This is a genomic window from Halopseudomonas xinjiangensis (assembly GCF_900104945.1).
Taxonomy (GTDB): domain Bacteria; phylum Pseudomonadota; class Gammaproteobacteria; order Pseudomonadales; family Pseudomonadaceae; genus Halopseudomonas; species Halopseudomonas xinjiangensis.
In genome coordinates this window covers 2,289,390-2,310,181 of the sequence record NZ_LT629736.1, presented here as the reverse complement: position 1 = coordinate 2,310,181, position 20,792 = coordinate 2,289,390, and the positions used below count along the sequence as shown (strand labels likewise).

Sequence of the window (20,792 nt, the reverse complement as noted above, 5' to 3'; positions counted from 1 at the left end):
GCTGGAGTCCGGCTGCGGTGAGAAGGCGAGGGCGCGCATGATAACACTGGCGCGGGCAGCGTCATCACTGACGTCACTGATGGTCGGGTCAGCTCCGTTACACCGGCTATGCTTGCCGGGTTACTGTCACAGCCACAATATCAAGAGGACACGTCATGAGCGTCAAACAACTATTCGATCTGAACGGCAAGGTCGCCCTGATCACCGGCGGCACCAAGGGACTCGGTCTGCAAATGGCGGAAGCTCTAGGCGAAATGGGGGCCAAGGTGTTCATCAGCGCGCGTAATGCAGCCGAGGTCGATGAAGTGGTTGCTCAGCTGGGCCAGCAAGGCATCGAGGCCGGCGGCTCCGCCTGCGACTTGGGCAAGCCCGAGAGCGACCCGGTGAAGAGCCTGGTGGACGCGGTCGAAGCCAAGTTCGGCACCATCGATATTCTGGTCAATAACGCCGGTACTACCTGGGGCCAGCCTGCTGCCGAACACAGCTACGAAGGCTGGAACAAGGTCATGTATCTCAACGTCGACGCCTGTTTCCTGATGGCTCAGGAGGTCGCGCGGCGCTTCATGATTCCGCGCCAGTCGGGCAAGATCATCAACATCGCCTCGATTGCCGGCTTCAAGGGCAACCGCCCGAATACCGGGATCCACACCGTTGCGTACAACACCAGCAAGGCAGCAGCGATCAACCTGACGCGGGCGCTGGCTGGCGAGTGGGGCCCTTACAATATCAACGTCAACGCAATCTGCCCCGGCTATTTCCCGACCAAATTGTCCAAGGGCCTGGAGAAGGTCAGTGAGCACATCAAGCAGGGCACCCCACTTGGACGCGTAGGCGGAGAAGAGGACATCAAAGGGCTGGCAGTGTTCTTCGCTTCCGAAGCATCACGTCACGTAACCGGCCAGGCAGTCGCGGTCGATGGCGGCAATTCGGTCGTCTAAATGCTCGTGGGAACGCCTGGCCGGTCACGGTTGGGCGTTCGTTCAGCGCAGACCGCTGCCGAGCTGCTCGGCAGCCTGAATGGCTCTGGGGCCATGCTCGGCTTCCAATTGTTCCATACGTTGCCGATAGGCGTTGCGCTCGGTCTTCGGCAGATCCTTCCAGCCCTGATGCGTAGGAATGTCGGCGGTCTCATCGTAGATCACGGTGAAAACGTCGGTATCGACACCATCAGGCAATGTGCGTTGATAGTTATCCAGCAACACCTTGATCCGGATCGACCCTTCGATGATCGGCACCTGGCCGGTCTGCAGGCTTTGCGCCAGAAAGCGGATATCTTCCGCGAGTCGATCATCGCGTTCACGCGTGACCCGTTCCAGTTCCTGGCGCTTCCGCCAGACTCGGCGCCATAGTACATATGCATAGGCTGCCAGGGCGACGATCACCACGAGGCCGGCTATAGCCAGCCAGTCAAATATGTTCATTGTCAGAACCGCATTTCGGAAGGATCGAGGCTACCCTCTTCCTTCAGATTGATTTTCGGCGAGAGGAAGAACCCGGTACGGATATGCCCCTCGAGTCGGTAGTCGACGGCCTGCTGCCGCTCGACCATCTTCGCCAGGTCACCCAGGTGCCGCCACAGGTTCGAACGCACGTTGAGGTGAAAATACTCAGAACCGTAGGCGGGCACGTCGAAGGTCGAATCACTCACGCCCGTCGCCAGCTTGGTGTCGTTGAGATATACCACGTAGTGCATGCCGCGGATCGGCAGGACGCGGTCGTTGGGGTTGTCCACGCGCAGACGTAGCTGAAAGGATTGTTCCCAAAGGTTCGACTTGAGCATCTCGACATTGGCGAGGGCGATCTCGGGCTTGGTGTACGAAGGTCCGAGGCCCAGCGCGGCGCAGCCGCTCAGCGATGACATGCCAAGTAGCATCAGCCACATACTCAACTGACGAACGAACATGAGCCCCTCCGTAGCGACGGCCGCGGGTGGAGTTGTGCGGCGGCCAGTGCCTGTCCATACTAACCGCAATTGCTGCCAGGGAGTGACAACATGCCGCTTTTCGAGATTGTTTTTCAGGGACAGGTGAAAACGGGCGTCGCGGCCGAGCAGGCGCGTGCGCGACTGGGCCAGCTGTTTCAGGCCGGAGAGCAGCAGCTCGACACGCTGTTTTCCGGTCGCCGGATCGTCATCAAGCAGGGCCTCGACGCCGCCGCAGCCGAGCGTTATCGCCAGGCCATTGATCGTGCCGGTGCTGTGTGCCTAGTAGAACCGATGGAATCCGTGGCGCAGGACCCGACGCGAGAGCCTGAAGCGCCTGCACCAGCGCCAACTTCCAGCGCCACCGCCGGCGCCCGCGTCGTGCCGCGAGACGAATACATGGCGGCCTTCTCCAATGTGCAGGCGCCGGACTTCGGAATCGCCGAGCTGGGGGCCGATCTACAGGACGAGTATGTCGACCATACGCCGTTGCCGCTCGATCTGTCGGCGCTGAGTCTTGCGCCCCCGGGGGCAGATCTGGATCAGATCAAGCCGGACACAGCGCCAGTCTCCCCCAATATCGGGCATTTGAAACTGGTCGAGTGAGGACCGCCGCTTTTCACGGCATGCAGCACTGCTTGAACTTGCGGCCCGACCCACAGGGACAAGGCTCGTTACGCCCGGTCTTGAGCGCATGGTTCGGATCCAGGAAATACCAGCGCCCGGCCCTGTGCAGGAAGTCCGAGCACTCCCGGTGACTGTGCGGACGCCCGCCGGGATCAGCCCAGTGCGCGACGAATGTCACCTGCGCGCGATCGCCTTTCGGCGGATCTGCATGCTCGACCTCCAGCCCTAGCCAGCGGCTTTCGCGACTCCATTGCTCCATCGCTTCCCGGTCCAGTTCCGCCTGCTGAGCGGGCAAGGTCGTGGCCACCAGGTAATTGATCAGGCCGAGCGTGTAGGCGCAATACCGTGAGCGCATCAGCCGTTCAGGGGTTGGTGCCGCAGCCCCGCCATGCAGCGGTTGGCAGCACTGCTGATAGGTCTCGGTAGAGCCGCAGGGACAGGCGTCGACTTCGTTCACCGCTACCACCAGTATTTGCCGAACATTTCCGGATTGGCCCAGTACTTGGAGTTCAGCCAGTCGGGGACTTGCTTGTACTCCGCGAGATCGTAGGTATAGAGCGTCAGCATCCGGTCGCCCTGCTCGAAGCGCGCGCTGCGCTGCAGAGCCAGAGCATAGAAATCAGTATCCTGCCAGACGCTCGTCTGGCTGTGATCGACCAATACCGCCATGCGGCTCACCGACAGGTTGCGAAGCCCTGCGAGCAGCTCGATTCCGGCGCGCTTGTCCAGTCGCTCCAGTTCGTTGGCGACGATTGCAAGGTCGTAGCGTTGGTTGGCCAGTTCGTCAGGCAGCGGAACCTCGGCCGTATTCACGCACTGGCACTCCTCGAATTGCCCGCAATAGGCCATAGCCGCCGGAACGGGTTCAGCGCTTACGCATAGAAGCCGCTTCGGCCGGTATTTGTCGAGAATGCCCAACAGGGCAGAGGTGGGGCTGACAGTCATCGCGTTAGGCTCCGGGCTGAACGTGCTACACGCTACAGGGTGGGCGCGGCAGTCGGCAAGCCGGGAGCAGTTACCCGCAGCCACCGGGTCTATGCGAGGTCTTTTCGCGCTCGGGTTCGTTCTCAGCTATCCCCGCTGGGTAGCTACCCCCGTCACGCCGGCTGGCGGGCTGGTGCCCCGCTGTAACCTTGTTTGGCGTATCATGCCCGCTGTTTCCCGGAGCCTGCATGCTGAACGATGATCTCAAGGGCCAGATCCAAACGGCCTACCGTACTTTCCTCGAAAACAAGTCTCTCAAGCCTCGTTACGGGCAGCGTGTGATGATCGCTGAAGTGGCCAAGGTGTTCGGTGGCGTTACGCTGGACGACGAGGGGCGTCGCGACGGTGAACCGGCCATTGCAGTGATCGAGGCCGGCACCGGTACCGGCAAAACCGTCGCCTATTGCCTGGCTGCGATTCCGATAGCCAAGCATCTCGGCAAGCCGCTGGTGATCTCCACGGCCACGGTTGCGCTGCAGGAGCAGATCGTGCTCAAGGATCTGCCGGATATTCAGCGCAACGCTGGCCTGGATTTTCATTTTTCGCTGGCCAAGGGTCGCGGCCGTTACGTCTGCCTGTCCAAGCTTGATCAGCTGTTCTCCGACAACCAGGCACTGTCCAGCCAGCAGCAGGGCTTCGCTGAAGAAGGCTTCCGGATCGACATCGACGAGGCGGGGCTCAAGCTCTACACACGCATGGTCGAGGCGCTGGGCAGCAAGAAATGGGACGGTGAGCGCGACTCCTGGCCGGAAGCTCTGGACGATCAGGACTGGTCGCGGCTGACCACCGATCATATCCAATGCAGCAACCGGCGCTGCGGCCACTTCAACCAGTGCGTGTTCTACAAGGCGCGCGAAGGTGTGCAGAAGGTCGATGTCATCGTCACCAACCATGACCTGGTCCTGTCCGATCTGGCGCTCGGCGGCGGGGCGATCCTGCCGGACCCGCGCGACTGTCTGTACATCTTCGACGAAGGGCACCACCTGCCTGACAAGGCGATCGCGCACTTTGCCCATCACACGCGCATGACCGCCACGACCGATTGGCTCGACCAGCTGGACAAGAACCTGACCAAGCTGCTCGCACAGCACCCGCTCCCCGGCGACTTCGGCCGGCTGCTGGAGCAGGTCCCGGTTCAGGCGCGCGACCTCAAGCCGCATCAGCAATTCATGACCCAGGCGCTGGGCGAAGTCGCTGACTTTGCCAGCGCCGAGGATCTGAGCGGCCACGTGCGGCCGCAGTTTCGATTCGAACACGGTGTGGTTCCGGATCATCTGCGCGACATGGGCACCGAGCTCAAGGCCGGTTTTGGCCGGATCACCGACTCGCTGCAGCGGTTGGTCGATATGCTCAAGGAGGCCATGGACGGGGAGTCGGTCGGCGTGCACCAGACCCAGGCCGAGGAATGGTATCCGCTATTCGGGGCGCTGCTGGCGCGAGCCGAGGGCAACTGGACGCTCTGGACACAGTTTTGTCTGATCGATGCCGAGGACAAGCCGCCGACGGCGCGCTGGCTGACGCTGACCGAAGCCAACGACCTTGAAGTGCACGTCAGCCCGATCCTTGCTGCCGATACGCTGCGCCAGTCACTGTGGTACAGCGCCTTCGCCTGCCTGGTCACTTCGGCAACGCTGACTGCACTGGGCCGTTTCGATCGCTTCAACCAGCGTGCGGGAGTGCCGCGCAACGCGGTCTGTGCCATGGCGCCGAGCCCGTTCAAACACGGCGAAAAGGGCGTGTTGCGTATACCCAATCTCGGCGCCGACCCGCGAGACAATGCCGGGCATAGCGCGGCGATCATCGAGCGGTTGCCCGACATGCTCGAAGGCGTCCCTGGGAGTCTGGTGTTATTTTCATCGCGGCGTCAGATGCTCGAGGTTTTCGCCGGACTGCCGGCCGCGTTCCGCGAACGGCTTCTGGTGCAGGGTGATCTGTCCAAGCAGGAGCTGATTCGTCAGCATCGCGCACGGGTAGACAAGGGCGAGCCCAGCGTGATCTTCGGTCTGGCCAGCTTTGCCGAGGGCGTTGACCTGCCCGGGCGCTATTGCGAACACGTAGTGATCGCCAAGATTCCCTTCGCCGTACCCGATGATCCGGTCGAGGCAGCGCTGGCCGAGTGGATCGAGCGCAACGGTGGCAACCCGTTCATGGAAATCGCCGTCCCGGACGCCTCGCTGCGGCTGATTCAGGCCTGCGGCCGTTTGCTGCGCAGCGAGCAGGATGCTGGCGTGATCACACTGCTCGACCGGCGCCTGGTGACCCAGCGCTACGGCAAGGCCATTCTCGATTCGCTGCCGCCTTTTCGTCGCGAAATCGAGTAGCCCGTTTGCGGCTATGTCGGCGGATACCCGCCGCTTATCCGAGCTGAAAAGACGCCTCCAGCACGCTTTAATAGCGCCAGAACAACAACCGATACGGACCAAGACATGACCACCATCCAAGGCTATTTCGATCCTCGCTTCGAGGCGGTGCGCGACCTTTTCGCCGAGCAACAGAGCGACGAACAGGCGCGCGGTGCGGCACTCTGCGTGACGATTGGCGGCGAGACTGTCCTCGATCTGTGGCAGGGCGTGATGGACAAGGACAACCAGCGGGTGTGGGAGCAGGACACTCTGGTCAACGTATTTTCCTGCACCAAGCCGCTGGGCGCGGTCGCGCTGTTGCAACAGGTCGAGGCTGGGCGTATCGAACTCGATGCGCCGCTCGCCAGTGTCTGGCCAGAGTTTGCCCAGGCTGGCAAGGAATCGGTCACGTTGCGCCACGCGCTGAGTCACCGTTCGGGGCTGTCGGGCATCGCCGCGCCGCTGCCGCCCGAGGCGCTGTTCGAGTGGGACACCATGGCCGCTGCGCTGGCTGCGCAGAAACCCTGGTGGACTCCCGGCGAGGCGCACGGTTACGCACCGGTCACCTACGCATGGTTGCTCGGCGAACCGCTGGCCCGTCTCAGCGACGAGCGCCCCGGCGCCTACATCAACCAGAATGTGTGCCAGCCGTTGGGTATGGATTTCTACGTTGGGGTGCCGGATAGCGAACTCGATCGTATCGCCTCGCTCTCGCGCCTGCGCAATCAGTACGGCGATCAGTACGCCCGCGCATTGTTCGCTGCCATGGGCCGGCCTGATGAGCTGAGCTTCAAGGCCTTCGGCAACCCGTCGAGCATGATGACCAGCAGCAATCGCCGCGAATGGCAGCAGGCGGAAATCTTCTCTGCCAACGGCACCGGCAACGCGCGTTCCATGGCGCGTTTCTGGCAGCTGCTGGCGCATGGCGGCAGCCTCGATGGTGTGCGGCTGCTGGACGACGAACTGGTCAGTCTGATGCAGCGCGAACACAGCCATGGCATGGACAGGACACTGCTGGCCCCGACGCGCTTTGGCCTGGGCGTCATGCTCGATCAGGACTACGAGGGCGGCGGCTTCGGCATGGGCGCGCGCGCCTTCGGTCATCCCGGCGCGGGTGGCTCGCTGGGTTTCTGCGATCCGGATGCGCAGGTCGGCTTTGGCTACGTGACCAATACCATGGGTCCATACGTGTTGATGGACCCGCGGGCACTGGTGCTCAGTCGGGCGATCTACGCTGTGCTGCGTCAGAGCGATTGATTGCCGCGGATCAAGGTCCCGCAGCATACGGCTGCTAGCATTGGGTCATTGCCAAAGGAGCATCAGATGAAACCGAACATTGCCGATCTGCGCCGTGACTACACCCGTGATGGTCTGACGGAAAGCCAGGCCCCTGACGAACCCATGTCGCTGTTTGCGACCTGGTTCCAGCAGGCTGTGGATATCGAGTCGACCGAGCCCAACGCGATGATGCTGGCGACGGTCGATGGCGAGGGTCAACCGCATTTGCGCACCCTGCTGCTCAAGGGGGTCGACCCGCGCGGCTTCATTTTCTTTACCAATTACCAGAGCGACAAAGGCCGACAGCTTGCCGAGCAACCTCGAGCAGCCATGACCTTCTGGTGGCACGACCTCGAGCGCCAGGTGCGTATCGAAGGCCAGGTCGAACGGGTCAGCCCGGATGAGTCCGATGCCTATTACCACAGCCGTCCGGTGGGTAGTCGCCTGGGAGCCTGGGCCTCGCCGCAGAGCCAGGTAATCGCTGGTCGTGAAGTGTTGGAAGAGAACCTTCAGTCCCTGCAAGAGCGCTACGCGGACAACCCGCCGCCGCGACCCGAGCACTGGGGCGGCTATCGCCTGGTGCCGGAACTGATCGAATTCTGGCAAGGCCGGTCGAGTCGCCTACACGATCGTTTGTGTTATCGGCTCGAGAACGGACTATGGAGCCGCATACGCTTGGCACCCTGATCTGCGGCTTGCGCCCGGCGGCGATATTGCCCACTCTTTGCTGAGAATAATAAGCGGGGGAGCGCCATGGCCGTTGGCATGTTTCAGCACAAGGTGGTTGTCATCAGCGGCGGTTGCGCCGGAATCGGTCGGGCGCTGGCCTTGCGTTTCGCCCAGGCTGGTGCCCGGCTGGCCATACTGGATGTTCAGGATGACGCTCTGGTCGCGCTGCGTCAGCAATTGCAGGACCGGACCGGAGCGGAGGTATTGGCGCTGCACTGCGACGTGTCGGACGAGCAGGCGTGCAACGAGGCCATCTGCCGGGTGATCGAGCAAATGGGCGGCATCGATGTTTTGATCAACAATGCCGGCATCACCCACCGCAGCGCGTTTGCCGACACCGATACCGCCATCTTCCAGCGCATCATGGCCGTGAATTACTTTGGCGCGCTGTATCTCACCCGCTATGCCATGCAGAGCCTGATCGAGCGGCGGGGGCAGATCATCGTACTCAGCTCGCTGTCCGGCTTCGCGCCGTTGCCTAACCGCAGCGCTTACACCGCCAGCAAGCATGCACTGCACGGTCTGTTCGAGACGCTTCGCCTGGAGCTGAAAGAGCAGGATGTGAACGTGATGCTGGTGGCCCCCGGCTTTACCGCCACCGATATCCGCAAGAATGCATTGGTCGGCGATGGTTCGATCAGCCCGCAGAGCCTGCACCCGACCATGAAGGTCGCTTCGCCGACCGATGTAGCGGAAGCCATCTTCCGGGGAGCGACGCGGCGCAGGCGGTTGCTGGTGCTATCCAATGTCGATTGGCGTGCGCGTATGCTGGCGCGCCTGTTCCCGCAGCTGTTCGAGCGCTGGATGGTGCCGCGTCTGAGTGGTGTCAGGTCGTCTCGCTGAGCTGCTGCAGATAGCGCAGCGCGCCGAGCCCGGCGATGCGGCCGCTGGCGAAACAGGCGGTCAGCAGGTAGCCCCCCGTCGGGGCTTCCCAGTCGAGCATCTCGCCCGCGCAGAACACGCCCCGGAGGTTCTTAAGCATCAACTGCTCGTCCAATTCCGCCCGAACGATTCCTCCGGCTGAGCTGATCGCTTCGTCCAGTGGGCGCGTGCCACGCAGTGTAACCGGCAAGGCCTTTATTGCGCGGGCCAGCTTGGGCGGGTCTTGCAGCGCATCTCTGGCGGTGCACTCATGCAGCAAGCTGACCTTCAATGGATCGAGGCCGGCGCGCTTGCGCAGTACCGAGGCGAGAGACTGACCTTTGCGCGGAGCTGACAATGCCGTTTCAAGCTGCTCGATCGGACGGTCGGGAGCAAGGTCGAATTCCAGCCGCGCCTCGCCATGCTCTTCCAGCGCGTCGCGAAGTTCTGCCGACAGCGCATAGATCAGGCTGCCTTCGAGTCCGTCGGCGGTAACCACGCATTCGCCGCGGCGCGATAACCGGTTACCGTTCGTGTCGGTTGTCGAGGCGATGACCTGTTTCAGCGGCTGGCCGGCGAAGCGCTCGACCAGCTTCGAACTCCAGCCCGCAATGAAGCCGCAATTGGCCGGCCTCAACGATCTCACCCGAACATGTCGCTGTCCGAGCCAGGGCACCCAGGCACCGTCCGAGCCCAGGCGCGACCAGCTACCGCCGCCCAGCGCCAGGATGGTGGCTTCGGGTCGCAACACCACCGTGCCCGTAGGGGAGTCAAACGCCAGCTCGCCGGCTTCGGTCCAGCCGGTCCAGCGATGCCGGGTATGAAAGCGCACCCCGCCGGCACGCAGGCGCGACAGCCAGGCCCGCAGGAGCGGTGCGGCTTTCATGTCAGTCGGGAATACCCGCCCGGACGAGCCGACGAAGGTCTCGACACCGAGATTGTGAATCCATCGGCGCAGCGCATCGGCGTCCCAGTCGGCCAGCCAATCGGTTACCCAGGGCGTGGCTTCACGGTAGCGCTCAAGGAAAGCCGGCTTGTCTTCGGAATGGGTAATATTCATGCCGCCGACACCGGCGAGCAGGAACTTGCGGGCAACCGATGGCATGGCATCGAACACGTCTACCTGCACGCCGCTGGCGGCGAGTACTTCTGCGGCCATCAGCCCGGCCGGACCAGCACCGATGACGGCCACCGTGGGTGATAGCGGAGTAGGGGGAGCCATGCGGTGCATCCTGGGGAGAGCGGGGCAGGGCGGGGAGTTTACCCCAAACCCCGTTCGCGCCAAATGTCGCGCGCACTGTGGTGGAGAATGCCGTGCCGCCGCGCCAGGGCGTGACGGTCCTTGTCGTACCCGCCGCCGATGACCGCACACACGGGGATGTCGCGCCCCAGACATTGATCGATCACCAGGCGGTCGCGCCTGGCTATGCCGGCATCGGTCAGATTCAGATAGCCCAGCGCGTCGTCGCGGTGCACATCGACTCCCGCGTCGTACAGGACCAGGTCGGGCTGATAGAGCGGCAGCAGGTAGTCCAGTGCCTGTTGCAGCACCTGCAGATATCCTTCGTCGTCCAGCCCGCGCGGCAAAGGGATGTCCCAGTCGCTGTGCGCCTTGCGTGCCGGGAAGTTGTTCTCGCAGTGCAGCGACACGGTCACCGCATCCGGTTCGTCCTGCAGAATACACGCCGTTCCGTCGCCCTGATGTACGTCGCAATCGAGGATCAACAGGCGACGCACCTGCCCGGTTGCGAGCAGATGGCGGCTAATAATCGCCAGGTCATTGAAAATACAAAAACCGGAAGCAAAATCATGATGAGCATGATGGGTGCCGCCGGCTAAATGACAGGCCAAGCCGTGACGCAGCGCGAGCTCGGCCGTAAGCACCGAGCCACCCACGGCGCGCGTTGTGCGTTGCCAGAGTTGTTCGCTCCAGGGCAGGCCCATGCGGCGGATTTCTTCGCGGCTAAGCTGGTTGTAATGGAATCGCTCGACGTACCCGGCGTCATGGGCCAGACCCAGCAATTCGTCGCTGGCGCGCTCGGGTTGGTGCAGGTTGTGGTTGCCCAGCACACCGGAGACACGCAGATGGTCGTGCAGCAACACGAACTTTTCCATCGGAAAGCGATGGGCCGATGCGAAGCGAAAGCTGTATTCCGGGTGGTAAACCAGCGGCAGATCCATGAGCGATCCGTAATGGAAAAGGCCGAGTATGGGTGAGCAGGCTGCTGATCGCCAGACCGGCTCGCGACGCGCAGGCCTGCTCGGAGGCTGCCGAAAATGTCTCGGCAAGGTACACTCCCGGCATTGATCGCTGCGGCAGGCCGTCGCAGCCAGGACTATCTTTCTTTCGGAGCACTCCGGAAGCGGTTGAGGATGCAAGATGACGCAAATGCTGGATGATCTGGTTCGCCTGCTGGCGCTGGAAAAGATCGAGGAAACGCTGTTCCGCGGACACAGTCAGGATCTGGGCTTCAAGCAATTGTTCGGTGGCCAGGTATTGGGGCAGGCACTGTCGGCGGCGAGCCAGACGGTGGACCCGCAGCGGCATGTGCATTCCGTGCACGGCTATTTCCTGCGCCCGGGCGATGCGCGCATGGCCATCGTCTACCAGGTGGATCCGGTGCGCGATGGCGCCAACTTCACTACCCGCCGGGTGCAGGCGATCCAGAAGGGCAAGCCGATCTTCACCATGATCTGTTCCTTCCAGGGCTTTGAGGAAGGCTATGAGCATCAGGCGACCATGCCCGACGTGCCCGGCCCGGACGACCTGATGAACGAGACCGAGCTGACCCGCAAATATCAGCACCTGCTGCATGAGAAAGTGCGCGACAAGGTGCTGGTCGACAAGCCGATCGAGATTCGCCCGGTAGGCGTGTTCAATCCGTTCGATCCGAAGCCCGCCGAGCCGGTACGGCACATGTGGCTGCGCGCCGACGGCAACCTGCCGGATGATCCGCCGCTGCATCGTTATCTGCTGGCCTATGCCTCGGACTTCCATCTGCTGGGCACCGCGCTGCAGCCGCACGCGGTCTCGTCCTGGTCGCCGAACATGCAGATTGCCAGTCTGGATCACGCGGTCTGGTATCACCGTCCGCTGCGTATGGACGACTGGCTGCTGTATGCCATGGATAGCCCTTCAGCGGCCGGCTCGCGCGGCTTGTCGCGCGGACAGATATTCAACCGCCAGGGTCAGTTGGTCGCATCGGTGACCCAGGAATCCCTGATGCGCAGCCTCAATCCATAGGATGGACGGCATCCGCGGCTGGGTTTTCGATCTCGACGGTACGCTCACGATCGCTCAGCATGATTTTCCGGCCATCCGTCGCGAGCTTGGTATCCCCGCCAACGACGATATCCTCACGTATATCGCCGCGTTGCCCGAACCCGGTCGCAGTGACCTGTCGGCACGGCTCGATGCGATTGAACATCGGCTGGCCGAGGCGGTTCAGCCAGCACTGGGGGCGGCGCAGCTAATTCGTTTTCTCCGCGATCGTGGGGACCGGCTGGGGATTCTTACCCGTAATCTGCGCTCGGTAGCGTTCTCATCGCTCCGTGCGCTCGGCGTAGCAGACTGCTTCAACGAGGAAGACGTGCTTGGGCGCAAGGATGCGCTGCCCAAGCCAGACCCCGATGGCATTCTGCAGTTGACCCAGCGGTGGCAGTTGAATCGGGCCGAGGTGGTGATGGTCGGCGACTTTCGCTTCGATCTTGAGGCCGGCCGCGCCGCGGGATGTCGTACCTGCCTGATCTTGCCGCAGAACAGCTGGCCCGATCTGGCCGACTGGCATATGCCGGATTGCCGCTCCGTATTGAACAGCCTCAGCCCCGGATTGGGCTCCGACCGTACGGCGGGCTGAGAACGCCGGTACTCGCCGCCCCGGGTGGCGCGGCTGTATGATGCGCGATCAAAGTGCTACTACCGGAACGCGCCTCATGTGGACCCGCTTCAAGGCCCTGTTTGTTTCGTTACCTCGAACCGCGGCCGTCCTTCGGGGCACCTCCTCTGCGTCCAGGGCGCAACGCGCGCCTGTGGAGCACTCGCAGGGCGCGGACATCGAACAGGCGTTCCTTGGTCTGCTTCTTGGCGTGCATTCGCCGTTGCCGCTCGCGCTGAACCAGTTCGAGCTTGCTTCGATCCGCAGGCTTGAAAGCATCGCTGATAGCGCTTTGAAGGATCATGCGCTGATACCGCGTGTGCCGGCGATCCTGCCACGGCTTCTGACCAGCTTTCGTGACCCGGCGACCTCTTCCCGGGATCTAGCGGAACTGGTCGGCCGAGACCTGGTATCGGTGAGTGAGGTCATGAGACTGGCCAACAGTCCGTTCTACCGCCGCTCCAGCGACGCTAGATCGCTGGAGCAGGCTGTGCTGGTGCTTGGGCAGCGCGGGTTGCGCCAGATGGTGGCCAACATAATGCTCAAGCCGGTCTACAACTCCCGGCGCGGGCACTTCAGCAGTATCGCCGCGCCCCTGTTATGGGGCCAGGCGGAGAAGACCGCAGCGATCAGCGCGGCGCTGGCGCGCGAGGAGGGCGATCCCGACGAGTTCTCCGCGTACCTGGCCGGTCTGTCGAGCAACCTGGGGTTGCTGATTGGCGCCCGCGTGCTCGATTCCTTGTTCGATGGCAGTGAGACGCCAAGCAGCCAGCTGTTTCGTGCACAGTGGCTGCAAGCCTCGCGTCGCCTGACTGCGCGGGTCGCCCGCGCCTGGGATTTTCCCGAGCCTGCCCGCGACGCGCTGGCGTCTCTACAGTTGGACGCGGACGTTCTGTTGCCTGCATGCGGTCGCCGGTTGTACAGTGCCGAGCGTTTCAGCCAATACCATGGCTTGCTGAGCCGCGGGCGATTGCCCGGAAGCGAGGGCACGAGTCCTCGCCGGCTGGCTCATGCAGAACATTTCTCCATAGCGATGCAGACCCTGGCGCGTTTCGACCGGCGGGCGTGATCGCTGGTTGCCGGCCGGAACGACACACGATCGATATTAGGAGTTGTCATGGGCTGGTTGCGCTCTCGGCGTCTGCATTATTTCCTTGGTGGCGTAGCCATCGTCTTTGTCCTGCTGCTGTTGCTGCGGACGATCTTCCTCATCGGCTTTTCGGCCGTTTCACCCGGCGAAGACCATTCCTGGCCGCTGGTACTCGAAACGCTGGGTGTCGGGGTGCGATTCGATCTCCGACTGGCCATTCTGCTCATGCTGCCGGTGATGCTGCTGGCCTGGCTGCCGGTCTGGAACAGTCTGCGTTCCAGCGTGCTGCGCTGGGTCGGCCGGCTGTATCTGATCATCGCGCTGGCGATCGTTCTGTTGATGTACATCATCGACTTTGGTCACTACGCCTATCTCGGGGTACGGCTCAACGCGTCCGCGCTGAAGTTCATCGCCGATGCGCAGATTTCCCAGCAGATGCTGTGGGAGACCTATCCTGTCGTATGGATCACCTTGGCCTGGCTGGCCTTGTTGTTGATCACGGTCGGTGCGCTGATCGGGCTCGAACGGTTGACCTTCAACCGGCCGGCAATACGGATCGGATTGTGGTCCCGCGTCTGGGGCAGCGCGCTGATGGTCGTCCTGGTGTTTCTGGCGATTCTCGGCCGCTACACCAATATCAATCTGGAAAACCCGGTTCCGCTGCGCTGGAGCGATGCCTTTTTCGCTGGCGACACGCAGCTCGGTGCGCTGGGCCTGAATCCGGTGATCTTTTTCTATGACACCCTGGCGGTCCCGCAGCAGCGTTACGACCTGGAACAGGTACGTCGTCATTACCCGCAGGTGAGCGAATATCTGGGCGTCGCCGAGCCACATATCGAGAAGCTGACACTGTCCCGCCAGGTTCCACAGCAGCCCCACCGCCTTGCTGGCGATAAGCGCCCGAACGTGATCTTCGTCATGCTCGAATCGCTGGGTACCACAGCGGTAGGCGCCTACGGGAACCCGCTCCAGCCCACGCCCAACCTGGACCGGCTGGCGAAGGAGAGCTGGTTCTTCCGGCATTTCTACGTTCCGGTCACCGGCACGGCGAAAACGGTGTGGGCGAGCATTACCGGCATACCGGACGTCTCGCGACAGGAAACAGCGACCCGCAACCCGCTGATCACCCGCCAGCATTCGCTGGTCAACGCGTTGGAGGGTTATCACAAGGTATATACCATCGGCGGGAATGCCGGCTGGGCGAACATGAGTGCGCTGATTCGCCAGAGTATCGATGGCGTTCAGCTGTATGAAGAGGGTGGCTGGAAAGCAGAAAACGTCGATGTGTGGGGCATCTCCGACCTCGACCTGTTCAAGGAGACCGACGAGATCCTTCGTGAGCTGCCCAAGGACAAACCATTCTTCGCCTACATCCAGACTGCCGGGCATCACCGCCCCTATACCATTCCGCCCGAGAACGACGGTTTTGAAGTCATCGACCGTCCGCTCGAAGAGGTCCAGGCGGCTGGTTCGCAGAGCGTTGCCCAGTACAACGCCGTGCGTCTGCTGGACTTCAATATCGGTCGACTCATGGAGTTGGCCGAAGAAGGCGGGTACCTGAACAACACCATCTTCGTCATGTTCGGCGACCACAACACCAGGATCGCCAATATCGATTACATGAAGCCTGCATTCGAAAAGCTGGGCCTGGAAAGCAACAACGTGCCGCTGCTGATTTACGCGCCAGGGCTGTTGCAGCCGCGCGAGTTCGATGAGGCTGTCGGTCTGGCTGACCTGCTGCCTACGGTCGCTTCGCTACTGGGCTTCGAGTACGAAAACCGGACCATGGGGCGCGACCTGCTGCAACCGGCACCCGAAGGCGAACGGGTAGTGCCGCTGGTGCTGCGTGAGGGTAGCTTCCCGCTGATCGGTGCGGTGACGCAGGACTTCCTGCTGCAGATGAACTACGACGGGACCGAGCCGAGCCTGCATGACCTGGACTCGGATACGCCGCTGGACAATGTGGCCGAACAGCATCCCGAGGAATACCAGCGTCTGCTCCCGCTGGCTCGCGGGCTGTATGAAACCTCGCACTACATGCTCTACGAGAACGTGCGCGACTGAAGTCGCGCACTGAGCGCTACATGCTCAGTCGCATGGACAGGTCGACAGCCTTGATGTCCTTGGTCAGGCTGCCGATCGAGATGTAGTCGACGCCGGTCTCGGCAACGCTGCGCAGGTTGCTTTCGGTGATGCCGCCGGATGCTTCCAGCTTGGCCCGCCCGGCGGTGATGGTCACTGCACTGCGCATGTCTGCATCACTCAGTTCATCAAGCATGATGATATCTGCGCCGGCTTCGAGCGCCTGGCGCAGCTCTTCAAGACTTTCCACTTCCACTTCGACCGGCTTGCCCGGGGCGATGGTGTGTGCCTGGCGCACGGCTTGGGCGATCCCGCCGCACGCGGCGATGTGATTTTCCTTGATCAGGAAGGCGTCGTAGAGTCCGATGCGATGATTGTGACAGCCACCACAGGTGACAGCGTACTTCTGCGCCATGCGCAGGCCCGGCAAGGTTTTACGCGTGTCTAGCAGTCGCACCCCGGTGCCCTCGACGAGGTTGGCGAAATACCGGCTGCGGGTAGCCGTTGCAGACAACATCTGCAGGAAGTTCAACGCACTGCGTTCGGCGGTGAGCAATGCACGCGCGGGCCCCCGCAACAGGCAGAACGGCTGATTTGGCTCGAGCTGGTCGCCGTCTGCCGCGCGCCATTCGACTTCGATTGCCGGATCGACCTGACGAAAGACTTCATCGGCCCAGGCAGTGCCGCTGAGCGTGGCCTGCTCACGGCTGATGATCGTGGCTGATGCCCGGCGTTCGGCCGGGATCAATGCTGCGGTGATGTCGCCTTCACCGACATCCTCGGCGAGGGCGCGGGCAACGTCGTCATGTATCGTCGCCTGCAGGTTGTCGAGGATGAGGTTCGGCATAGAGGCTCCCGTCGCGGATCAGATGATGGCGGCGAGTATAACCGATGGGCATGAAAACACCCGCCCGGGCCGGGCGGGTGTGGAAGGTCAACGCTTGAAGGAATTGGCCGGGTCGTCGAAGTACGCACGGGCCAGCTTGAACACCACCGGGCTCAGCAGCAATAGAGCAATCAGGTTAGGAATGGCCATCATCGCGTTCAGCGTGTCCGCCACCAGCCATAGGCTACCCAGATCGATGCCCGGCAATGTGCCGAGCGGTATGGCGATGATCCACAGCACGCGAAACGGGATGTTGGATTTCTCGCCGAATAGGAACTGGGTGCATTTTTCGCCGTAGAAGCTCCAGCCGATGATGGTGGTGAACGCAAAAATGGCCAGCCCGATACTGACGATGTACTGACCCCAGCCGCCCGGCAGACCTTCATTGAAGGCATAGGCCGACAGCGACGCACCGTTCTCACCGCTCTGCCAGGCGCCAGTCACCAGAATCACCAGGCCAGTGATCGAGCAGATCACGATGGTATCGATGAATGTACCGAGCATGGCCACGGTGCCCTGGCGAATCGGATTGTTGGTTTGGGCTGCCGCGTGGGCGATCGGCGCGCTGCCAAGGCCGGCCTCGTTGGAGAAGACGCCACGGGCGACGCCAAAACGTATGGCTGCCCAGATGCTGGCTCCGGCAAAACCGCCTGCTGCTGCGATCGGATTGAAGGCGTGGTAGAAGATGAGCCCGAATGCGTCGGGAATGCGATCGACATGCATGATCAGGATGATCAGGCCGCCGCCGACATAAAACAGCGCCATGATCGGCACCAGTTTGCCGGCAACATCACCGATGCGCTTGATGCCGCCGATCAACACCAGGGCGACCAATACTGCGATGACGATGCCGGTAACCAGCGGCTGCACGCCAAAGGTGCTTTCCAGCGCATCGGCTACCGAGTTGGACTGGATGGTGTTGCCGATACCGAAGCCGGCGAGCATGCCGAAAATGGCGAAAAGTATGCCCAGCCATTTCCATTTGGCGCCCAGGCCGTTCTTGATGTAGTACATCGGCCCGCCCACATGGCGACCATGAGCGTCCTTCTCACGGAAGTGGACCGCGAGCGAGGCTTCACAGAACTTGGTGGCCATGCCGACAAGCGCAATCAGCCACATCCAGAACAGCGCACCCGGACCGCCGAAGAACAGAGCGGTTGCCACGCCCGCAATGTTGCCGGTGCCCACGGTCGCCGAGAGGGCGGTCATCAACGCGTTGAAGGGGCTGATATCGCCGTCTTCGGTGCTCTTGCGGCCACGCCAGAGCATTTTGAAGCCGTAAACCAGCTTGCGTTGCGGGAGGATCTTGAGGCCTAGCGTCAGGTAGAGTCCCGTTCCGGCCAGCAGCGCGAGCATGGCTGGGCCCCATACAACACCGTTGATGGCGTTGATAGCGCCAATGAGTGATTCCATTAATGCAGCTCTCCAGGGTTGTTATAGTCGTTGGCGTCGCTGGCCCTGCGGCAGCGAAACGCGGCTAAGGGACTGACCATGCTGGAATTTTGCATGGCGTCCGTAAGCTGAGAACAGCATGGACGGCTTGGCTGTCGCCGGCCTGTCTGTGATCGTCGAATTGTTACATGAATGCGTCGAAACCCAGGCCCTTCCGCTTGCCAGCGGCTATTATGTGATCTACGTCGACAATCCGAACGAAAGGACTGGCTCGATTTTAAATATCTGTATACTGCGAATATTGACGCCAGATTAACGTCGTACAGGGATGGACGCTCAGGGTCGAGCAATCTGGTGCCGCTCAAAGACAAGCGAAGCTTGTCCGGAGATCAGACATGACACAGGATCGGAAAGTCGTTCCCATCGCGCCCGGCACGAATCGCCCGGGAACGACGAACGCACGCGCGGCAGCCTTGCCTGCCCCGTTGATTCCGGTTCGTGAACATGCCCTGGTGTTCTTCAAGTCTGCGCTGGGCGAGCTGTTCGACAATGCCGATGACAGCCTCTTCGAGATGGCTGACAAGGCAGGCAGCAATAACGAGCAATCCATGTACTTCGAGGCGATGCGGCAACTCCGCCTGCAGCGTCATGGGCTTGAGCGAACCTGTCTGAACAGCCTCATGACCCAGCTTGACGAGCTCAATCGGAGCGAGTCGGCACAGCCCGCGGTCGCCTCGACGTTCGAGCTGGACACCCTGTCGCTGGTGCAGCCGGACGACCTTGAGCAGACCGTAGCACTGGATGGCATGGTCGGCCGGGCTTCGCTGCGCAACCGTTCTGCGCTGGCCCATCTGGCGACGCGTATCAACAGCCTGATCAAGGCGCGTATCGATGAGCGCGACAACCCGCTAGGCCCCGGTTCGCTGGCCGATATCTTCGTGCAGAGCTATGCGCCGCTTGGCCTGCATATCAAGGTCAAGCTGATCGTTCTGAAGCTCTTTGAGCGTTATGTGCTCAATCGTGTCGATAATCTCTATGAGGACGCCAACGGTCTGTTGATCGGTGCTGGGGTCATGCCGGACCTGAAGCTGTCCGGCGTGCCGGGACAGGCACCGCGGAGCGGACAGGGCGGCCGTGCCGCATCGTCGTCTGCACCGGGGAGCGCCAGCAGTGCTGAGGGTGAGCAGGTGCTGTCCATGTTCAGTGACCTCATCGGTAGCTGGCGCCACGCCAGCGGTGATGTGGCTCTGTCGGGACTTGGAACCAGTGGCGGTACGCCGATGCAGACCCAGGAGTTGCTCGGAATGCTGTCACGCCTGCCCGTCAGCGACGGCAGTGCACAGTCCATTCGCAACCTCCGGCAGGGACTGCATCAGGCGCTCGATCGACAGCGCTACGAAACCGGGCAGGTGCGCAGCGTCGCACGCGTCGATGATGACGTGATCAGCCTTGTTTCCATGCTGTTCGATTTTATTCTCGACGATCCCCATTTGCCTGCCGCGTTGAAGGCGCTGGTTAGCCGTCTGCAATTACCCTTGCTACGGGTGGCGATTGCCGACAAGACATTTTTCAACCGTTCCGGTCATCCCGCTCGCCGCCTGCTCAACGAGATTGCCCGTGCGACCATGGGTTGGAGCGATCAAGACGACCTTCGCAAGGATCAGCTGTATAACCTGCTCGAACGTATCGTCGGCACACTGCTCGATGAGCCTACCCCTGCCCCTGAACTCTTCGAGCGTCTACATGACGAGCTGGCCGATTTCGTCCGGGTCGAGCAGCGTCGTTCGGAAAGGCTGGAACAGCGTACCCGTGACGCCGAGGAAGGCCGTGCCAAGGTCGAAGCGGCGCGTCGCGAAGTGGGGCTTGTCCTCAATCGTTTGCTGGTCGGTCGAACTCTACCGGTCTTCGTAGTCGATCTGCTGCGCGATACCTGGAGCCAGGTCATGCAGATCACCTGGTTGCGCGAGGGTGACGAGTCTTCTGCCTGGGTCGATGTCGTCACCACGGCTCAACGCACGCTCGACTCTGTCGAGCCACTTGGCAGCGCCGGCTTGGCTGAGCGTGAAACCTTGAATGCCCGAGTGATTCAGGCGTTGCGTGACGGTTTGCAGCTTGTCGGCCAGGACGAGACGCAGAGTGTTCCGTTGCTGGATCGCCTGGCGTTGCTGCAACAGAGCTTCGTGACGGTGAAGCCGGCCCCTGCGACGTCCGACTCGTCGTTCGAAGCGGCAGGCGTTGCCGAACCGAAAGCTGTTTACGTCGAATCATCCCTTTCGCTGGAAGAAGCTCCCCAACCCGCGAAGAAACGCGAATCGGATGTCATCGAGGCCGAGGCCGCAGACTTCCAGCAAGTTTTGGTAGCCGAGCCGGTCATTCAGGCCGCCACGGTCGAAGAGGCGCCGCAATCGGTCGATGACCTGGCGAGCGTCACCGCGTCGGCGTGGGTCGCTGATTTGCATCCGGGCTCATGGTTCGAGTTGGTGATCAATGAAGGGCAGCCGGCACAGCGTTGCAAGCTGGCAGCGATCATCAGCTTCAGCGGGAAGTACATCTTCGTTAATCGCAACGGCATGAAAGTGGCTGAATTCAGCCAGTCTGCACTGCACCACCATTACGACGCGGGCCTCGTTCGCCTGCTCAACGACAATCAGTTGTTCGACCGGGCCCTCGAGTCGGTTATCGGCAACCTGCGCAAGCTTCAATCGACGCGAAGCTGACCGGCAGA

19 protein-coding genes are annotated in these 20,792 nt (G+C 62.0%); 11 read left to right on the top strand and 8 right to left on the bottom strand.

Features of this window, described 5'->3' with window-relative positions; translation table 11 throughout:
- Positions 1-155: 155 nt before the first annotated feature.
- Entirely contained in the window at positions 156-938 is a 783-nt protein-coding gene (locus BLT85_RS10655) for an SDR family oxidoreductase (protein ID WP_093394374.1), read from the top strand.
- A 42-nt stretch (positions 939-980) separates the two neighbouring features.
- Here BLT85_RS10655 and BLT85_RS10650 read toward each other — a convergent pair whose 3' ends face one another.
- Both BLT85_RS10650 and BLT85_RS10645 read right to left on the bottom strand, forming a co-directional pair.
- The gene (locus tag BLT85_RS10650) at positions 981-1,421 is read right to left on the bottom strand and encodes a DUF2489 domain-containing protein (RefSeq protein ID WP_093394371.1); all 441 of its coding nucleotides are present in this window, start codon (positions 1,419-1,421) and stop codon (positions 981-983) included.
- Positions 1,422-1,423: 2 nt separating this feature from the next.
- A complete protein-coding gene (locus tag BLT85_RS10645) occupies positions 1,424-1,903 on the bottom strand; it encodes an LEA type 2 family protein (RefSeq protein WP_093394368.1) in 480 nt (159 codons plus the stop codon).
- 90 nt (positions 1,904-1,993) lie between these two features.
- On the opposite strand from BLT85_RS10645, the gene BLT85_RS10640 reads away from it, so the two are divergent.
- Complete coding sequence (locus BLT85_RS10640) at positions 1,994-2,527, top strand: hypothetical protein (protein ID WP_093394366.1); 534 nt, start codon at positions 1,994-1,996, stop codon at positions 2,525-2,527.
- A gap of 13 nt (positions 2,528-2,540) precedes the next feature.
- On the opposite strand, the gene BLT85_RS10635 is transcribed toward BLT85_RS10640, so the two are convergent.
- Together BLT85_RS10635 and BLT85_RS10630 are read right to left on the bottom strand one after the other, a co-directional pair.
- Positions 2,541-3,005 carry a YchJ family protein gene (locus BLT85_RS10635; RefSeq protein ID WP_093394363.1) on the bottom strand — a complete coding sequence of 155 codons (465 nt, stop codon included), beginning with the start codon at positions 3,003-3,005 and terminating at the stop codon, positions 2,541-2,543.
- Between the two features lie 2 nt (positions 3,006-3,007).
- Complete coding sequence (locus tag BLT85_RS10630) at positions 3,008-3,493, bottom strand: DUF6231 family protein (RefSeq protein ID WP_093394361.1); 486 nt, start codon at positions 3,491-3,493, stop codon at positions 3,008-3,010.
- Between the two features lie 227 nt (positions 3,494-3,720).
- On the opposite strand from BLT85_RS10630, the gene dinG reads away from it, so the two are divergent.
- The 4 genes from dinG to BLT85_RS10610 all read left to right on the top strand — a co-directional run bounded on the left by dinG (position 3,721) and on the right by BLT85_RS10610 (position 8,724).
- The gene (gene dinG, locus BLT85_RS10625) at positions 3,721-5,853 is read left to right on the top strand and encodes an ATP-dependent DNA helicase DinG (RefSeq protein WP_093394358.1); all 2,133 of its coding nucleotides are present in this window, start codon (positions 3,721-3,723) and stop codon (positions 5,851-5,853) included.
- Positions 5,854-5,958: 105 nt separating this feature from the next.
- A complete protein-coding gene (locus BLT85_RS10620; protein ID WP_093394356.1) occupies positions 5,959-7,131 on the top strand; it encodes a serine hydrolase domain-containing protein in 1,173 nt (390 codons plus the stop codon).
- 66 nt (positions 7,132-7,197) lie between these two features.
- Positions 7,198-7,839 (top strand): pyridoxamine 5'-phosphate oxidase, encoded by a 642-nt coding sequence (gene pdxH, locus BLT85_RS10615; protein ID WP_093394353.1) that lies wholly within the window; start codon positions 7,198-7,200, stop codon positions 7,837-7,839.
- A 66-nt stretch (positions 7,840-7,905) separates the two neighbouring features.
- Positions 7,906-8,724: an SDR family oxidoreductase gene (locus BLT85_RS10610; RefSeq protein WP_093394350.1), complete on the top strand. Its 819-nt coding sequence runs from the start codon at positions 7,906-7,908 to the stop codon at positions 8,722-8,724.
- On the opposite strand, the gene BLT85_RS10605 is transcribed toward BLT85_RS10610, so the two are convergent.
- Both BLT85_RS10605 and BLT85_RS10600 read right to left on the bottom strand, forming a co-directional pair.
- Positions 8,708-9,964 carry a TIGR03862 family flavoprotein gene (locus BLT85_RS10605; protein WP_093394347.1) on the bottom strand — a complete coding sequence of 419 codons (1,257 nt, stop codon included), beginning with the start codon at positions 9,962-9,964 and terminating at the stop codon, positions 8,708-8,710. The two genes, BLT85_RS10610 and BLT85_RS10605, sit on opposite strands and share 17 nt — an antisense overlap.
- 38 nt (positions 9,965-10,002) lie before the next feature.
- Positions 10,003-10,923 carry a histone deacetylase family protein gene (locus BLT85_RS10600; protein ID WP_093394344.1) on the bottom strand — a complete coding sequence of 307 codons (921 nt, stop codon included), beginning with the start codon at positions 10,921-10,923 and terminating at the stop codon, positions 10,003-10,005.
- A 199-nt stretch (positions 10,924-11,122) separates the two neighbouring features.
- Between BLT85_RS10600 and tesB the strand changes: the two genes are divergently transcribed.
- The 4 genes from tesB to BLT85_RS10580 all read left to right on the top strand — a co-directional run bounded on the left by tesB (position 11,123) and on the right by BLT85_RS10580 (position 15,771).
- Positions 11,123-11,986 (top strand): acyl-CoA thioesterase II, encoded by an 864-nt coding sequence (tesB, locus tag BLT85_RS10595; RefSeq protein WP_093394341.1) that lies wholly within the window; start codon positions 11,123-11,125, stop codon positions 11,984-11,986.
- Between the two features lies 1 nt (position 11,987).
- On the top strand, positions 11,988-12,599 hold the full coding sequence (locus BLT85_RS10590; protein ID WP_093394338.1) for an HAD family hydrolase: 612 nt from the start codon (positions 11,988-11,990) through the stop codon (positions 12,597-12,599).
- Positions 12,600-12,771: 172 nt separating this feature from the next.
- Positions 12,772-13,686: an HDOD domain-containing protein gene (locus tag BLT85_RS10585; protein ID WP_157718172.1), complete on the top strand. Its 915-nt coding sequence runs from the start codon at positions 12,772-12,774 to the stop codon at positions 13,684-13,686.
- Positions 13,687-13,734: 48 nt separating this feature from the next.
- A complete protein-coding gene (locus BLT85_RS10580) occupies positions 13,735-15,771 on the top strand; it encodes an LTA synthase family protein (RefSeq protein WP_093394332.1) in 2,037 nt (678 codons plus the stop codon).
- A 16-nt stretch (positions 15,772-15,787) separates the two neighbouring features.
- Here the strand turns inward: BLT85_RS10580 and nadC are convergent, their stop codons facing one another.
- Positions 15,788-16,636: a carboxylating nicotinate-nucleotide diphosphorylase gene (nadC, locus tag BLT85_RS10575; RefSeq protein WP_093394329.1), complete on the bottom strand. Its 849-nt coding sequence runs from the start codon at positions 16,634-16,636 to the stop codon at positions 15,788-15,790.
- A gap of 87 nt (positions 16,637-16,723) precedes the next feature.
- Positions 16,724-18,088, bottom strand: a complete 1,365-nt coding sequence (locus BLT85_RS10570; protein WP_093394326.1) for an alanine/glycine:cation symporter family protein — start codon at positions 18,086-18,088, stop codon at positions 16,724-16,726.
- Positions 18,089-18,462: 374 nt separating this feature from the next.
- On the opposite strand from BLT85_RS10570, the gene BLT85_RS10565 reads away from it, so the two are divergent.
- Complete coding sequence (locus BLT85_RS10565) at positions 18,463-20,784, top strand: DUF1631 domain-containing protein (RefSeq protein WP_093394323.1); 2,322 nt, start codon at positions 18,463-18,465, stop codon at positions 20,782-20,784.
- Positions 20,785-20,792: the final 8 nt, after the last annotated feature.

Coding starts and splice junctions, on each gene's coding strand:
- BLT85_RS10655 (WP_093394374.1), top strand. CDS start 156: ATGAGCGTCAAACAACTATTCGATCTGAACGGCAAGGTCGCCCTGATC.
- BLT85_RS10650 (WP_093394371.1), bottom strand. CDS start 1,421: ATGAACATATTTGACTGGCTGGCTATAGCCGGCCTCGTGGTGATCGTC.
- BLT85_RS10645 (WP_093394368.1), bottom strand. CDS start 1,903: ATGTTCGTTCGTCAGTTGAGTATGTGGCTGATGCTACTTGGCATGTCA.
- BLT85_RS10640 (WP_093394366.1), top strand. CDS start 1,994: ATGCCGCTTTTCGAGATTGTTTTTCAGGGACAGGTGAAAACGGGCGTC.
- BLT85_RS10630 (WP_093394361.1), bottom strand. CDS start 3,493: ATGACTGTCAGCCCCACCTCTGCCCTGTTGGGCATTCTCGACAAATAC.
- dinG (WP_093394358.1), top strand. CDS start 3,721: ATGCTGAACGATGATCTCAAGGGCCAGATCCAAACGGCCTACCGTACT.
- BLT85_RS10620 (WP_093394356.1), top strand. CDS start 5,959: ATGACCACCATCCAAGGCTATTTCGATCCTCGCTTCGAGGCGGTGCGC.
- pdxH (WP_093394353.1), top strand. CDS start 7,198: ATGAAACCGAACATTGCCGATCTGCGCCGTGACTACACCCGTGATGGT.
- BLT85_RS10610 (WP_093394350.1), top strand. CDS start 7,906: ATGGCCGTTGGCATGTTTCAGCACAAGGTGGTTGTCATCAGCGGCGGT.
- BLT85_RS10605 (WP_093394347.1), bottom strand. CDS start 9,964: ATGGCTCCCCCTACTCCGCTATCACCCACGGTGGCCGTCATCGGTGCT.
- BLT85_RS10600 (WP_093394344.1), bottom strand. CDS start 10,923: ATGGATCTGCCGCTGGTTTACCACCCGGAATACAGCTTTCGCTTCGCA.
- tesB (WP_093394341.1), top strand. CDS start 11,123: ATGACGCAAATGCTGGATGATCTGGTTCGCCTGCTGGCGCTGGAAAAG.
- BLT85_RS10590 (WP_093394338.1), top strand. CDS start 11,988: ATGGACGGCATCCGCGGCTGGGTTTTCGATCTCGACGGTACGCTCACG.
- BLT85_RS10580 (WP_093394332.1), top strand. CDS start 13,735: ATGGGCTGGTTGCGCTCTCGGCGTCTGCATTATTTCCTTGGTGGCGTA.
- nadC (WP_093394329.1), bottom strand. CDS start 16,636: ATGCCGAACCTCATCCTCGACAACCTGCAGGCGACGATACATGACGAC.
- BLT85_RS10570 (WP_093394326.1), bottom strand. CDS start 18,088: ATGGAATCACTCATTGGCGCTATCAACGCCATCAACGGTGTTGTATGG.
- BLT85_RS10565 (WP_093394323.1), top strand. CDS start 18,463: ATGACACAGGATCGGAAAGTCGTTCCCATCGCGCCCGGCACGAATCGC.